Origin of the sequence: Rhodococcus sp. SJ-3, assembly GCF_051918125.1 — a bacterium.
Classification (GTDB): domain Bacteria; phylum Actinomycetota; class Actinomycetes; order Mycobacteriales; family Mycobacteriaceae; genus Rhodococcus.
The window spans coordinates 3,919,551-3,933,326 of the sequence record NZ_CM123306.1 but is presented as its reverse complement, the minus strand read 5'-3'; the positions used below and the strand labels follow the sequence as shown (position 1 = coordinate 3,933,326).

Sequence of the window (13,776 nt, the reverse complement as noted above, 5' to 3'; positions counted from 1 at the left end):
CTCCTTGCGCTTCTCCCGGCCATCGTACTCCGGCCGGGAATTTTCTGGAATGAGTCCAATAACTGGAACTATTCCAGAAAACGGCGCACTTCGCAATCACCACACCCGAGGTATGTGTCACGTCGACGGCCGGTCTTGACGGACGCGCGTGTTCGTCCACAGCGGAACCGAGTCCATTCCATGTATTCCGGCGGAACAACGGACGACATGCAAACGGAGCCACGGAACGTCGTCGATCTCGGAGCCGCGCGCGCGACCCGCGAACCGCGGTTGCTTCGTCAGGTTTACGGCGAAGTTCTCCGTAGCGAGCGGCTCGACCAGGACCGCAGCCTCGACGAAGTCGCCCGCACCGTGGGGATGTCGAAACAGTATCTGTCCGAGATCGAACGCGGACGCAAGGACCCGTCGTCGGAGATACTGGGCTCCGTCTGCACGGCACTGGGCATGCCGGTGGAACAACTCCTCGAGCGTGGAATCCGCCGTATGTCGGCACACCGCGCGATCGGGACCACACGGCAGACAACCGTGGAACTTCGAGCAGCGTAAGGGTGATCGGTTCACGACCTAGATGTCGTCACGGCTCACGATGATGTGGTCGGCGAGCCCGTATGCGACGGCTTCCTCGGGGACGAAGACCCGATCACGATCGGTGTCACGGCGAAGCTGCCCGACGTCGCGACCGGTGTGCGCGGCGAGGATCTCCTCGGTCTGTGCCCGCACCCGCATCACTTCGGCAGCCTGCAACGTGAGGTCGGAGATGGTGCCCTGCCCCTGCGCCGACGGCTGGTGCAGCAGAACTTTCGAGTGCGCGAGTACATGCCGTCGTCCTTCCGCGCCCGCCGCAAGGAGCACAGCTGCTGCGGATGCCGCCTGACCCATGCAGTAGGTGGCCACGGCCGGACGCAGGAACTGCATGGTGTCGTAGATCGCGAGCATCGCCGTGGTCGAGCCGCCCGGCGAGTTGATGTACAGTCCGATCTCCCGGTCGGGCGATTCCGCTTCGAGGTGCAGCATCTGGGCCATCACGACGTTGGCGACGCCGTCGTCGATCTCGTTGCCCAGGAAGATGATCCGCTCGTTGAGCAGCCTGCTGAAGACATCGAACGACCGCTCCCCTCCCGGTGTGCGTTCGATGACGTTGGGGATCGTGTACGAGCTCATCGGACGTCCTCCTGCCGGTCGGCGGACAATCCGAGCCGACGCGCTGCGGCAAACGGAGCGACCTCCTGCAGTGACCCGACGACGGCGTCGACGATCCCGTACTCGCGAGCTTGGTCGGCGGTGAACCACCGGTCGCGGTCACTGTCGCGGGCGATCTCCTCCACCGAACGCCCGGTGGCCTCGGCGAGAATCTGCTGCGATTGCTGCTTCATGTACTCGAGGTGCTCGGCCGCAATCGCGATGTCGACGGCCGTACCGGAGAACCCTGCGGACGGCTGGTGCATCATGATGCGACTGTGCGGCAAGCTCAGCCGTTTGCCTTTCGTGCCCGACGCGAGGAGCACCTGACCCATGCTCGCGGCGAAGCCGACAGCGACAGTGACCACGTCGTTGGGGACGAGGCGCATCGTGTCGTAGATCGCCAGCCCCGCGAGAACCGATCCGCCCGGCGAGTTGATGTGGAGGACGATGTCGCGCCGATCGTCCTCGCTGGCGAGCAACACCAGTTCCGAGCAGACACGTTCGGCCATCTCGTCGTCCACCTCGCCGGTGAGGAGGAGGGTGCGGTGCCGAAAGAGCCTTTCGACAAGGGTGTCGCGATAAGTGGAGGTTCCGTTCGTTGCCATGCGCCTCACCCTTGCGGGTTCCGGCCCGAATCGGCCCGTTTGTCTGCCCAGGGCAGACAGTGCACCTTGCGGTGGCAACCAACCCCGGAACGTGTGCTATCGGTCACACACGCATTGGCAGGGCGCGATCCGGGTAGTCGAGAGTGGTCACATCGTGTTCCCGATCGATGTGATCTGTCGGTAGATCACCGACTCTTCCAGTGCGAAGGAGGCGAACGCACATGACCGAGAACCGTACCCCCGCGTTGCTCACGCAGTTGCGCACACTCCACGAACTGACCCATGCCGAAATCCAAGTTGCCGAGACCCGTGTCGCGCAGGCTCGTACCGACGCTGTGCGCAAGGAACTGTCCGAGAACGCAGAGCACTGCCGGATCCGGGCGATTGCCCTGGAGGAAACCATTCGCGACCTGGGCGGGTTCCCCGATGTGGTGGGGCCCTTCCTCGGCCGCGCCGCCGTCCTGGTGAAGACCCTCACCGAACAGGCACAACCGTTCGACGAGGCACTGCTGTCGGATCTCGCCCTCGAACACCAATTGCTCGACCGCGCCCGCTACGTGAAGGCACTCGCCACCGCGGGTGGCCACAAGCCGATCGTCGCGTTGGCAGACCGTCTGATCACCGCCCATACGGCCACCGTGGAATGGCTGACCACCGTCATCGCAGAGGAAGCTCTCGGAGGTCCCGCCGCTCTGCGCCGGACTCCGCTGCAGGCCGCGGCCGGTGCAGCTGTGCGGCTCGTCAACACGCCGGTCACGTGGTCGGCACGGGGACTCGACCGCGCGATCGACGTGGCCCGTTCCACACGGCCCCGCATCGAGACGCTCCTCTCCCGGGGTGCGCACGCCGGTGACATCGCCGCAAAGACCATCGGTGCGTCGCGCGACGCTGCCCTCGAGACCGCCGAGCGCGTGAGCCGAAACGAAGGCGCAGACGGCGCTGCCGACGCCCTGCACAGGGCACGCAGTGCATCCGGGGTCCTCACCGCGGAAGAACTACCGATCCGTGACTACGACGAACTCACCGTCCCCAAGGCTGTGCACGCGGTCAAGGAGCTGACCGAGCCCGCGGACATCCGCGCTGTCGTGGCGTACGAAGAAGCCCACAAAGCACGGCACGGCGTGGTGTCTGCCGCTCAGACCCGCCTGGCCGACATCGCGCAGGACGTGGTCGGCGTCTGATCAACCGACGCCGAGTTCGAAGCGCCGTCGCCGATCGCCGGGTCGTGATTTCGCACCCGGCGATCGGCGGCGGCTTCTCCGTGTTCTCCGAGCCGCCAGCGGGTACACGAGCTACACACCTTCGAAAGGAGCCACCTCATGACCGAAGTCCTGTTCGTCGTCAGCGCTGCCGATCACTGGACTCTTCAGGACGGCACCCGCCATCCCACCGGTTTCTGGGCGGAAGAACTCGTGGAGCCCTACACCGCCTTCGACGAGGCCGGCTACACCCTCACCGTCGCGACTCCGGGCGGGCGCACTCCGGTCGTGGACCCTGCCAGCCTCGAACCCGACGCTGCCGGAGGAGCGGACCGCGCCGCGGCTCTCGAAGCGTCGCTGGACAATTTGCATCCCGTGCTCGAGGATGCCGTACCACTCGAAAGCCAACGCGCCGATGATTTCGATCTGATGTTCGTGCCCGGTGGCCACGCGCCGATGGAAGACCTTGCCGTCGACGAAAGATTCGGTGAGCTGGTGCGGCATTTCGTCGACTCGGACAAGATCGTCGCGATGGTGTGCCATGCCCCTGCAGCGCTTCTTCCCGCCTTCGCGTCGGGCGGGCGCTGGTTGTTCGAGGGCTACCGATTGACCTCCTTCACCAACCTCGAGGAAGCGCAGGCAGGACTCGCAGACATGGCCCCCTGGTTGCTGCAGGATCGGCTCCAGGAAGCGGGCGCGGTCTTCTCGTCCGCAGATCCGTGGCAACCTCACGTCGTGGTCGACCGCGGTCTGTACACCGGCCAGAACCCCGCGTCGTCGCGGCCGCTGGCCGAACGGGTCGTCGCCGCCGTGGCCGGTCACGGAACTACACTCTGACCGCTCCACCCACCGTCTCGCCGCACGAACCTCCAACGCGCGTGGCGGGGTGCGGACAGGTCGAGCCAGTCGAGCCGCTCGAGTTCCACCCCCACCCAGGCGAAGCGGTCGAAAGCGGTCGCATCGTCGTCGAACACCTCCGGTCGCTCTCGCACCGGTGTGCCGGGGACCGCCGGCGAGCTGTACAGCCCCCGACTGTGGCGTCCGAGCGTCTCCCACACCGATACCCGCTCGTCGGTGTCGTCGACGAGGGTGGCGTGGCCTTCGACTCGTAGTTGCACTGCGCGCTGATCGTCGCTCATCGTCAGCGCGACACGTGGGCTGCGCCGGATCTCGGGCACCTTCTCCGACCGTGAGTCGGTTGCGAACATGATCCGGCTCCGTACCGGGTCGAAGCGGCGAAGGATCACCGCACGAACCCGCGGCCCACCGTCGATGCCCACCGTTCCCAGATACCCGAGGGTGAACGGCGTGCGCCGCGCGGTCGCGTCCTGCAGCGATTCGAAGATCAGGTCGAGGACCTCTTCGCTCGTGGTCATGACGGCCACCTAGTCCTCGAGGGCGACCTGCGCCCGCTCCGGGAGGGTGATGGCCGCAACCGCAGCGATCACGAACGACACTGCGAACATCGAGAACACCAGACCGTTTCCACCACCGTCGAGAAGCAGTGGGACGAGTAGCGGAGCGATGATGGATGCGAGGCGCCCGAACGCGGCGGCAGCGCCGGTTCCAGATCCACGCACCAGCGTCGGATACAACTCCGGTCCGATTGCATACAGTGCGCCCCACGCGCCGAGGTTGAAGAAGGAGAGCGCCATTCCTGCGGCGATGATCGTGCCGGGAGTGTCTGCGAGACCGAACAACGCCGCCGAGACCGCCGACCCCGCCAGGAACACCGCAAGTGTGGTGCGCCTGCCCCACAATTCGATAAGCCACGCGGCGACGGCGTAACCGGGAAGCTGCGCGAGGGTGATGATCAGGGTGTAACCGAATGAGGTGACCAGGTCGAAGCCCTGCGCAACGAGCAGGCTCGGCAACCAGATGAATGCACCGTAGTACGAGAAGTTGATGCCGAACCACACGATCCACAGCGCTGCGGTGCGGGCGCGTAACCCTTCGCCCCAGATCGACCGCCGCGCAACTTCGGCCTGCGTTGTCTCGGACGGCGCATCGTCCGCCACGTCTCCCCGAGGCACGACGCCGGCGGAGCGTTCGTAGTCGCGGACGATCGCTTCGGCCTCCTCGTCACGACCTTTGCTCTCGAGAAACCGCACCGATTCCGGCAATCCCAGACGCACGACGAGCGCGTACGCGGCCGGAACAAGACCGATCGCGAGAGCCCATCGCCACCCGTCGTCGTTCAGCGGTACGACGAAGTACCCGATCAACGCCGCAAGAAGCCACCCCGCAGCCCAGAAGGCTTCGAGCGCCACCACGACGCGACCACGGATCTTGCGCGGCGCGAACTCGCTGACCAACGTCGAGGCGACCGGGAGTTCCGCGCCGAGCCCGAGGCCCACGATGAAACGAAGAGCGATGAGCATCGCGACCGACGTCGACAACGCGGCCGCGCCCGTCGCCAGTCCGTAGAGCAGGAGCGTCGCGGCGAATACCTGTCTGCGGCCGATGCGGTCGGCGAGCAGGCCACCGACCGACGCGCCGATCGCCATGCCGAGAAAGCCGATGGACCCGATCCACGACAGTTGAGTGGACGACAGATCCCACTGCACTGCCAGCGCCGCCATGACGAACGAGATCAGGCCGACGTCCATCGCGTCGAGTGCCCAGCCCACACCGGACCCTGCCAGCAAGCGACGGTGCTTGGCGGTGAACGGCAGTTCGTCGAGCCGCTGGGTGCGCGTGGTCATGGATCGGAAGTTACACGGTGCCTCCGTTGACGGTGCTCACCCGCGCGCGGCTTCCTCGAGGATGGCTATGTCGATTTTCTGCATCTTCATGAACGCGTCGCTGACCCGCTGCGCGACCGACGGATCGGGGTCGGCGAGCAGTTCCACGACACGTCGAGGCACCACCTGCCACGACAGCCCGAACCGATCTCTGAGCCATCCGCACTGCGATTCCTCGCCGCCGTCGGCAAGGAGCGAATTCCAGTAGTGATCGACTTCGTCCTGGTCGCTGCAGTCGATCTGGAAGGACACCGCCTCACTGAAGGTGAACTGCGGCCCGCCGTTGAGAGCTGTGAAGCGCGAACCGTCGAGTTCGAACTCGATCGTCAGCACGGTCCCGGCGGGCAGTGGTGTGCCCTCCGGATAATACGAAGTGCTCAGCACCTTCGAATGGGGAAACACGGTCGTATAGAACTCGACGGCTTCCTGGGCATTCATGTCGAACCACAGGCACGGGGTCAGGGCGGGCATCACGGTCTCCTTCATCGACGATTCAGCTGTCATGTGGACAGACCACGGCGACGACGAAGAGTCATCGCCGAGAAGCTCGCAGGACCGATGCAGACCTCGCAACTCGTGTGGTCGGCAACCTTGCCTGCAAGGTCCATGTTTGCTCTGCTCTCCTCGATATCTCAGTGGCCGACACCGTCGGTCAGGTCGCGCACTTCGGCGTACCGCCGACGGACGTGCGGGGCCGGGTCGGCTTCGTAACGTCGAATCGAGCCCTCCTCCCACTTCGGGGGTTCGTGGCCACCGCGAAGGACCCACGCGGCCTGCCGCGCCGCGCCGCGGGCGACGTATTCACCCGGTTCGGGCACGTCCACCGGCAGACCGAAGATCGCAGGTGCGAGCTCACACAGGGCCTTGGACCTCGCCCCGCCCCCGACCATCAGCACCCGTCGGACCGGTGTGCCCTGATCGATGATGTGGTCGATGCCGTCGGCCAGCGAACAGAGCAACCCCTCGACAGCGGCGCGGGCCAGGTGCGCGGGTGTCGAATTCGTCAGTCGCATACCGTGAATCGCGCCCGTCGCGCCGGGACGGTTGGGAGTCCGCTCGCCCTCGAGGTACGGCACGAGTACGAGGCCGTCGCTGCCCGTGGGGGCAGACAGCGCGAGCTTGGCCAGTTCTGCACGTTCGACACCGAGCATCGCTGCGGTCGCGTCGAGCACCCGGGCCCCGTTGAGCGTGCACACGAGCGGCAGGTGCCGCCCGGTCGCGTCGGCGAATCCGGCGACGTATCCGTCCGGGTCGCGCGGGGCGGTCGCCGATACCGCGCACACCACTCCGGATGTGCCGATCGATACGACGACATCGCCTTCCCGCGCATCCAATGCCAATGCCGCAGCAGCATTGTCGCCGGCGCCGGGTCCGACGAGCGCCCCCCACGGGGCTTCCCCGACGGATTCTGCGGGGCCCGCGACCGACGGCAACGACGGACTCGGACGGCGCAACGCGAGCTCGAGCAGATCCCGGCGATACTCGCCGCTCGTGGCATCGAAGTAACCGGTGCCGCTCGCGTCGCTGCGATCGGTGATCAGATCCCCGATGTCACCGCTACCGGTGATGCGCCAGGTCAACCAGTCGTGCGGCAGACACATGGCTGCCGTCCGCGCTGCGTGTTCGGGTTCGGTGTCGGCGAGCCAGCGAGCCTTCGCCACGGTGATCGCGGCAAGCGGCACCACGCCGACTGCGTCGGCCCAGGCATCCGGCCCTCCGAACTCTCGGACCAGGTCTTCCGCCGCCACCGCCGATCGGGTGTCATTCCACAGCAGGGCATCCCGGACGGGCTCTCCCGTGTCGCCCAGGCACACCATGCCGTGCTGCTGCGCGCCGACCGATACCGCGGCGACGTCGTCGAGCCCCCCGGCCGCTGCGATCGCCTCGTCGAGCGCAGACGACCAGGCTCGCGGATCCACCTCCGTTCCGTCCGGGTGGGCCGCTCGGCCTTCCCTGACCACCGAGCCGGTCTCGGCGTCGCACACCATCACCTTGCAGGACTGCGTCGACGAATCCACACCGGCCACGAGCGTCATGGGGCCACCTCCGCGTCGCGCTGTGCCTTGGTCGGCAGATCCGCTCCGGGTCGAGCGACTGTGAGCGCCGATGACACTGCAGCCGTGCGTAATACGAAGTCAAGGTCGTCGACCCCGATCATGCGCAGCGCCTCGCGTCGATGAGCTCCCAGCAGTCCGAGCGTCCACAGAGCGTCGAGGAGCCCGACGGTGAAGGCGTCGCCCGCACCCACGGTGTCGACCACCTCGACCTTCTTTGCAGGCACCTCGACCACTCCTGCGCGACACACGGCGACTGCTCCGGATGCCCCGCGCGTGACCGCAACGAGGGCAGGCCCCAGCGACAACCAATCGCGGGCGATATCGAGCGGCTCGCGTCCCGGTTCGATCCACATGAGGTCCTCGTCGCTGACCTTGACGACATCCGAGAGCGCCACCAGACGCGCGATCCGCCTCCGCCCCCGTGTTTCGTCGGCGATCAGCGCGGGCCGGACATTGGGATCGAAGCTCACCGTCGATATCCGGGACTGCTGTTCGATGAGCTCGGCGACAGCGTCGCATCCCGGTTCGAGCACTGTCGCAATCGATCCGGTGTGAACGAGCACCGCGTCGGGGGACGGAACCGGAAGTTCGGGATCCCAGGCGATGTCGAATTCGTAGGTGGCGGCGTTGTCGCGACCGATCGTCGCCGAAGCAGTCGCGGTGCGTTCCGCCGTCACGCTGCCGGGCGTGAGTGCGACACCGGACGAGTCGAGATGCCGGGCGATGCGCGTGCCACGCTCATCGGTCCCCAGACTCGTGGCGAGCCGGACATCTCGGTCGAGGCGGCCCAAGCCGACAGCGACGTTCAACGGACTCCCTCCGACATGTTCGACGGGAGCGTCGTCCCCGCGTCGGACGATGTCGACGAGGGCTTCACCGACGATCAGCGCCCGGTCGTTCATTCGGGCTCCACAGGCAGCAGTTCGAGGGTGCGTCTCGCGCCTTCATTGTGCAAGGAGTTCAACGCCCACGCGTAGGCGTCCACGAAGCGAGTGTTGTGCGCGAGGTCGCCGAACACCGCGGCGTTCTCGATGAACACTGTCGGGTGGACGAGTTGTCTCCGCGCGATCGGCACCAGCTCCTGGGCGAGCCGATCCACCACCTCGATGGGGGACCCTTGCTCGTCCACGCCTTCGGCGTAGCGTGCCCAGGACGCGACGATCGCAGCCGAACGGACGACGTGGCCGCCGTTGTCGAGGTTCTCCCGGATCACCGGTAGCAGCCATTTGGGGATGCGATCGGACGATTCCGCGCACAGCCGTGCGATGGTGTCGCGGATCTCGGGATTGGCGAACCGCTCGATGAGGGTGCGGGTGTAGTCGTCGAGGTCGATTCCCGGTACCGGCTTCAAGGTAGGTATTGCCTCGTTACCCATGTAGTCGAGGAGGAACCGTGCGATCAACGGATCCTGTGCCGCGTCGTGCACATACCGGTAGCCCATCAGGTACCCGAAGTAGCAGAGCCCCTGGTGACTCGCGTTCAACAGACGCAACTTCATCAGCTCGTACGGGGCGACGTCGTCGACCACATGCACGCCAGCTTCCTCGAACGGCGGTCGGCCGTCGGCGAAGTCGTCCTCGAGAACCCAGGTGGTGAACGGTTCGGCTACTACCGGCCAACGGTCCTGGACATCGAAGCGCGAGGACAACTCGTCGATCACCTGTTGCGTGGTCACGGGCGTGATCCGATCGACCATCGAGTTCGGAAACCGGGTGTTCTCGGTGATCCAGTCTGCGAGACCCGGATCGACCAGACGCGCGTAAGAGGTGAAAACGCGGCGGGCGACGACACCGTTGCCCTCGATGTTGTCGCATGACATGAGAGTCGGCGACGGAACGCCCCGCGCGCGTCGGCGTGCCAATGCTTCGACGACCAGGCCGAACACGGTGCTGGGCAGACCGTCGGAGCTCAGGTCCTGCCGAACCGCCGGATTCTCGGTGTCGAATTCGCCGGTGTCATGACGGATGTTGTATCCGCCTTCGGTCACGGTGAACGAGATGATCCTCGTGGTGGGTGCTGCGAGCAGCTCGATGACGGACTCCGGCTCGTCCGGCGCGTACCGATAGTCGACTATCGACCCGATCACGCGCGGTTCCCACGTGCCGTCGGGGTGGGTGAGGACGAGGGTGTACAGGTGGTCCTGCGCGACGAGGGCCTCGTGCATGCGCCGGTCCTGCGGCATCACACCGACGCCGCAGATTCCCCACTCCTTCGCAAGTCCTTGCTCCAAGAGACGGTCGATGTACATGGCCTGATGAGCACGGTGGAAGCCACCGACACCGAAATGCACGATTCCGACGGACACGTCGTCCCTGGAGTACGTGGGCGTGGGTATCGCGAGTTCCGAGAGTGTCTTCTCACCGGGTTCCATGATCCTGCTCCTCCACGAGGGGTGCTACCTGCACAACGGCTTTCAGCGAGCCGGGGACGCGGTCGGATTCGAGGGCATCGGCGACCTTCTCGAGCGGGAAGCGCGCCGTGATCATGCTATCGAGATCGACCCTTCCGGAGGTGAGAAGACCCAAAGCGGTCGGCCATGTGTTCGCGTACCGGAAGACCCCGGTGAGCACCAACTCTCGGTTCTGGATCACCTGGACGGGCAGGTGCATCGACTCGGAACCGGAGCCCACCAGCACGATGGTGCCGCCGGGACGGACGGCCCGGATACCGGAGTCCACTGCGGCCGGCGCGCCGGACGCATCGATGTAGCTGTCCGCCCGTACGGCGGACATGTCGAACGACCGTGGATCGCCGGTGGCGGTGGCTCCGAACGATCGAGCGAGTTCGCGGCGTCGTTCGTCGAGGTCGGTGACCACGATCTCCACCGCGCCGAATGCCCGCGCGACCTGGATCGTGACGATGCCGACCGGGCCTGCGCCCGTCACGAGCACGCTCGACCCGGCCGTCAACTGCGCTTTGCGGACGGCGGCGATACCCACCGAGAGTGGTTCGCACAGCGCGGCGGCGTCGTCGGAGACACTCTCCGGGACCGGATGTGCGAAGTGCGCCCCGATCGTCACGTAGTCACACAGCGCCCCGTCGATAGGGGGTGTGGCATAGAACTGCATGTGGGGGCACAGGTTGTAGTCGCCGCGCCGGGTCTCGTCACTCCCTGGATCGGGGCGCTGCGGTTCGATCGAGACGCGTTGCCCGATGCGCGCCGCGGGCACGCCTGCGCCCACCGCGACGATGGTGCCGGATGCCTCGTGCCCGAGGACGAGGGGAGCCTCGACCACAAATTCCCCGATGCGGCCTTCACGGTAGTAATGCGCGTCGGATCCGCACACCCCCACGGCGGCGACACGGACGAGCACATCGCCCGGGCGGGGCTCGGGGACAGGCCGCTCCTCGATTTCGATCCGCCCCGGTTCGACCAGAACCGCCGCACGCATCGTCGCAGGAAGCTCGCGCGAATCTGTTGTGTAGATCACACTGCAATGCTAACGTACTGAGCACATGAACGCACCCCTGAGCATCTGCTCACGGGTCGAGTGCTTCCGGGCATAGAGGAGCCCCCGTGACCCATCCCAGTGCTGCACCGACGGCACACGACGGCGATACCACGACCGCGCCCGAGGATCTTCGCCTCGCCTTACGCGCAGCCACCCTCTATTACCTCGACGGACTGACCCAGGCCCAGGTCGCCGACCGACTCGGAGTCTCCCGCGCCACAGCAGGCCGCCTCGTGGCGAGAGCCCGCTCGCACGGGCTGGTGCGTATCGAGGTCACAACGCCTCCCGATCTGCGCGACGACCTGCATGCCGACGCCGAACGCGCACTCGAGGAACGATTCGGGCTCACCGAAGCGGTGGTCGTCGGCGTCCGGGTCGACGACCGCGGGCCGGTGGACAACTCCGCGAGCTTCGCGGCACTCGGGCGCGCCGCCGCCTCACTCCTGACCCGCCGCCTCCGGCCGGCCGATACCCTCGGGTTCACGTGGGGCCCCGAAACCATCGCTGTCGCCCAGGCGATCCCCTCCGGTGTCGCAACTTGCAAGACGATCGTGCAACTCGACGGGTCCGTCACGACCAGCACCTACCAGACGGGCACCGAGTACGTCCTCGGCCGCTGCGCCGAACAGCTTCAGGCCCAGCCGGTTCGGCTGCCCACCCCCCTGTACGCCGACGTCGCGACCGTCGCCTCGATGCGCACGGACTCGGTGATCTCCCGCACCCTCGAGCTGGGCTCGGCGGCCGAGATGATGATGTTCGGAATCGGAGCCGTGTCCGCCTCCACCACCCTGTTCGAGGGCAGCTTCCTCGACACCGCCATGCTCGACACCCTCGATGAGCTGGGGGCAGTCGGCGAGATCGGCGGACGCTTCTTCAGGGAGGACGGAACACCGGCCCACCCCGAACTCGAAACCCGCACGATGTCCACACCGCTGGACGACATCGCCGCGTGCGCCTCGACGATCCTCGTCACCGGTGGAGCATCGAAGCATCACGCGGTCCACGGCGCTCTGCGCGGTGGCTACGCAACGATGCTGGTCTGCGATATCGCCTGCGCCGAATGGCTTCTCGACCGCCCCCACACCCACCCGCACGACTCGGACAGGACCCCACCGAAATGAGGTAGATGGCCGTGCAACCGCCCGGAAGCAACACCCGTACAATCGGTTTCGCCGGAAGACTGGTCGCCGGAGCCGGAGTGCTGTGTCTGGCACTGACCGGCTGCGCCGGAGCCGGGGCGCTCGGCGCATCCGACCGGACCGTCACCATTGCCATGGTGTCGAATTCCCAGATGACAGATGCACGCTCGCTCTCATCGCAATTCGAGGCCGAGAATCCGGACATCGACCTGCGCTTCGTCACCCTGTCGGAGAACGAAGCCCGCGCGAAGATCACCGCATCCACCGCGATGGGCGGTGGAGAATTCGACGTGGTGATGATCAGCAACTACGAAACGCCGCAATGGGCCGAGTACGGGTGGCTGACCAACCTCGGACCCTTCATCGAAAGCACCGAAGGGTACGACCAGGACGACTTCATTCCCTCTCTGCGCGAGGCACTCTCGTACGAGGGAGACATGTACTCGGTGCCGTTCTACGGCGAATCGTCGTTCCTGATGTACCGACAGGACCTGTTCGACGAGGCAGGCATCACGCTGTCCGATCCACCGACGTGGACCGAGGTCGCCGACGCCGCCGCGCAACTCGACAGTCCGGAGATCAACGGGATCTGCCTGCGGGGTAAGCCGGGGTGGGGCGAATTGCTGGCACCGCTCGACACCGTGATCAACACGTTCGGCGGCCGTTGGTTCGACGAGGAGTGGAACGCTCAGCTCAACTCCCCCGAGGTGCAGCGCGCCGTCGAATTCTACGTCGACCTCGTGCGCTCCTACGGCCAACCGGGCGCCGCGACCAGCGGATTCACCGAGTGTGCGACGCAACTCGCGCAGGGCCGGGTCGCGATGTGGTACGACTCGACCTCCGCGGTCTCCACGTTGGAGGATCCGTCCTCCAGCAACGTCGTCGGCAAGATCGGTTACGCGGCCGCACCGGTCATGGAGAAGGACCCCTCCGGGTGGCTGTACACCTGGTCGCTCGGGATCCCGAAGAGCAGCGAGAACGCCGACGACGCGTGGAAATTCATCTCGTGGATGACCGACAGGAGCTACATGCGCCTCGTCGGTGAAGAACTCGGGTGGGAGCGTGTTCCGCCGGGCAGCCGGCTGTCGACATACGAGATCCCCGAGTACGCGGAGGCAGCCCGGGCATACGGCCCCATCACACTCGAATCCATCGAGGGCGCCGATCAATCGAATCCCACGGTCCGGCCGGTCCCCTACACCGGCATCCAATTCTTGGCGATACCCGAATTCCAGGATCTCGGCACCCGGGTGAGCCAGCAGATCAGCGCCGCCATCGCAGGCCGTCAGACGGTCGCCGAAGCGCTCGATCAAGCCCAGAAGTACGCCGAAGCCGTCGGCGCAACCTATCGGGAGGAATCGCAGTGACTGCCCTCGAGGTGCCTCAACCGACACCGGA

General features: G+C 66.2%; 14 protein-coding genes. 5 read left to right on the top strand and 9 right to left on the bottom strand.

The annotated features are described in order from the left end of the window. The first annotated feature begins 207 nt into the window (after window positions 1–207). Complete coding sequence (locus ACTDXD_RS18365; RefSeq protein WP_440123719.1) at window positions 208–546, top strand: helix-turn-helix domain-containing protein; 339 nt, start codon at window positions 208–210, stop codon at window positions 544–546. Between the two features lie 18 nt (window positions 547–564). On the opposite strand, the gene ACTDXD_RS18360 is transcribed toward ACTDXD_RS18365, so the two are convergent. Continuing rightward, the gene (locus ACTDXD_RS18360; RefSeq protein WP_440123718.1) at window positions 565–1,161 is read right to left on the bottom strand and encodes an ATP-dependent Clp protease proteolytic subunit; all 597 of its coding nucleotides are present in this window, start codon (window positions 1,159–1,161) and stop codon (window positions 565–567) included. Beyond that, the gene (locus ACTDXD_RS18355; protein WP_440123717.1) at window positions 1,158–1,787 is read right to left on the bottom strand and encodes a ClpP family protease; all 630 of its coding nucleotides are present in this window, start codon (window positions 1,785–1,787) and stop codon (window positions 1,158–1,160) included. The genes ACTDXD_RS18360 and ACTDXD_RS18355 overlap by 4 nt, the downstream gene beginning before the upstream one ends. A gap of 221 nt (window positions 1,788–2,008) precedes the next feature. Between ACTDXD_RS18355 and ACTDXD_RS18350 the strand changes: the two genes are divergently transcribed. Both ACTDXD_RS18350 and ACTDXD_RS18345 read left to right on the top strand, forming a co-directional pair. Beyond that, window positions 2,009–2,968 (top strand): ferritin-like domain-containing protein, encoded by a 960-nt coding sequence (locus ACTDXD_RS18350; RefSeq protein ID WP_440123716.1) that lies wholly within the window; start codon window positions 2,009–2,011, stop codon window positions 2,966–2,968. A gap of 138 nt (window positions 2,969–3,106) precedes the next feature. Beyond that, window positions 3,107–3,823, top strand: coding sequence for a type 1 glutamine amidotransferase domain-containing protein (locus ACTDXD_RS18345; protein WP_440123715.1), 717 nt, complete (start codon window positions 3,107–3,109; stop codon window positions 3,821–3,823). Here the strand turns inward: ACTDXD_RS18345 and ACTDXD_RS18340 are convergent. The 7 genes from ACTDXD_RS18340 to ACTDXD_RS18310 all read right to left on the bottom strand — a co-directional run bounded on the left by ACTDXD_RS18340 (window position 3,805) and on the right by ACTDXD_RS18310 (window position 11,179). After that, entirely contained in the window at window positions 3,805–4,362 is a 558-nt protein-coding gene (locus tag ACTDXD_RS18340) for a pyridoxamine 5'-phosphate oxidase family protein (protein ID WP_440123714.1), read from the bottom strand. The two genes, ACTDXD_RS18345 and ACTDXD_RS18340, sit on opposite strands and share 19 nt — an antisense overlap. A 9-nt stretch (window positions 4,363–4,371) precedes the next feature. Further along, window positions 4,372–5,691 carry an MFS transporter gene (locus ACTDXD_RS18335; RefSeq protein ID WP_440123713.1) on the bottom strand — a complete coding sequence of 440 codons (1,320 nt, stop codon included), beginning with the start codon at window positions 5,689–5,691 and terminating at the stop codon, window positions 4,372–4,374. A gap of 36 nt (window positions 5,692–5,727) precedes the next feature. Next, window positions 5,728–6,201 (bottom strand): VOC family protein, encoded by a 474-nt coding sequence (locus tag ACTDXD_RS18330; RefSeq protein WP_440127690.1) that lies wholly within the window; start codon window positions 6,199–6,201, stop codon window positions 5,728–5,730. A 161-nt stretch (window positions 6,202–6,362) separates the two neighbouring features. Next, a complete protein-coding gene (locus tag ACTDXD_RS18325; RefSeq protein WP_440123712.1) occupies window positions 6,363–7,766 on the bottom strand; it encodes a xylulokinase in 1,404 nt (467 codons plus the stop codon). Further along, the gene (locus tag ACTDXD_RS18320; protein WP_440123711.1) at window positions 7,763–8,689 is read right to left on the bottom strand and encodes a carbohydrate kinase family protein; all 927 of its coding nucleotides are present in this window, start codon (window positions 8,687–8,689) and stop codon (window positions 7,763–7,765) included. Before ACTDXD_RS18320 ends, ACTDXD_RS18325 begins: the two co-directional genes overlap by 4 nt. Continuing rightward, on the bottom strand, window positions 8,686–10,158 hold the full coding sequence (locus ACTDXD_RS18315) for a mannitol dehydrogenase family protein (protein ID WP_440123710.1): 1,473 nt from the start codon (window positions 10,156–10,158) through the stop codon (window positions 8,686–8,688). The genes ACTDXD_RS18320 and ACTDXD_RS18315 overlap by 4 nt, the downstream gene beginning before the upstream one ends. Further along, window positions 10,145–11,179, bottom strand: a complete 1,035-nt coding sequence (locus ACTDXD_RS18310; RefSeq protein WP_440127689.1) for an NAD(P)-dependent alcohol dehydrogenase — start codon at window positions 11,177–11,179, stop codon at window positions 10,145–10,147. The genes ACTDXD_RS18315 and ACTDXD_RS18310 overlap by 14 nt, the downstream gene beginning before the upstream one ends. Window positions 11,180–11,304: 125 nt before the next feature. Here ACTDXD_RS18310 and ACTDXD_RS18305 point away from each other — a divergent pair, with 125 nt between their 5' ends. Together ACTDXD_RS18305 and ACTDXD_RS18300 are read left to right on the top strand one after the other, a co-directional pair. After that, on the top strand, window positions 11,305–12,360 hold the full coding sequence (locus ACTDXD_RS18305) for a sugar-binding transcriptional regulator (protein WP_440123709.1): 1,056 nt from the start codon (window positions 11,305–11,307) through the stop codon (window positions 12,358–12,360). Window positions 12,361–12,365: 5 nt separating this feature from the next. After that, complete coding sequence (locus tag ACTDXD_RS18300) at window positions 12,366–13,745, top strand: ABC transporter substrate-binding protein (RefSeq protein WP_440123708.1); 1,380 nt, start codon at window positions 12,366–12,368, stop codon at window positions 13,743–13,745. The last annotated feature ends 31 nt before the right edge of the window (window positions 13,746–13,776 follow it).

Coding starts and splice junctions, on each gene's coding strand:
- ACTDXD_RS18365 (WP_440123719.1), top strand. CDS start 208: ATGCAAACGGAGCCACGGAACGTCGTCGATCTCGGAGCCGCGCGCGCG.
- ACTDXD_RS18360 (WP_440123718.1), bottom strand. CDS start 1,161: ATGAGCTCGTACACGATCCCCAACGTCATCGAACGCACACCGGGAGGG.
- ACTDXD_RS18355 (WP_440123717.1), bottom strand. CDS start 1,787: ATGGCAACGAACGGAACCTCCACTTATCGCGACACCCTTGTCGAAAGG.
- ACTDXD_RS18350 (WP_440123716.1), top strand. CDS start 2,009: ATGACCGAGAACCGTACCCCCGCGTTGCTCACGCAGTTGCGCACACTC.
- ACTDXD_RS18345 (WP_440123715.1), top strand. CDS start 3,107: ATGACCGAAGTCCTGTTCGTCGTCAGCGCTGCCGATCACTGGACTCTT.
- ACTDXD_RS18340 (WP_440123714.1), bottom strand. CDS start 4,362: ATGACCACGAGCGAAGAGGTCCTCGACCTGATCTTCGAATCGCTGCAG.
- ACTDXD_RS18335 (WP_440123713.1), bottom strand. CDS start 5,691: ATGACCACGCGCACCCAGCGGCTCGACGAACTGCCGTTCACCGCCAAG.
- ACTDXD_RS18330 (WP_440127690.1), bottom strand. CDS start 6,201: ATGCCCGCCCTGACCCCGTGCCTGTGGTTCGACATGAATGCCCAGGAA.
- ACTDXD_RS18325 (WP_440123712.1), bottom strand. CDS start 7,766: ATGACGCTCGTGGCCGGTGTGGATTCGTCGACGCAGTCCTGCAAGGTG.
- ACTDXD_RS18320 (WP_440123711.1), bottom strand. CDS start 8,689: ATGAACGACCGGGCGCTGATCGTCGGTGAAGCCCTCGTCGACATCGTC.
- ACTDXD_RS18315 (WP_440123710.1), bottom strand. CDS start 10,158: ATGGAACCCGGTGAGAAGACACTCTCGGAACTCGCGATACCCACGCCC.
- ACTDXD_RS18310 (WP_440127689.1), bottom strand. CDS start 11,179: ATGCGTGCGGCGGTTCTGGTCGAACCGGGGCGGATCGAAATCGAGGAG.
- ACTDXD_RS18300 (WP_440123708.1), top strand. CDS start 12,366: ATGGCCGTGCAACCGCCCGGAAGCAACACCCGTACAATCGGTTTCGCC.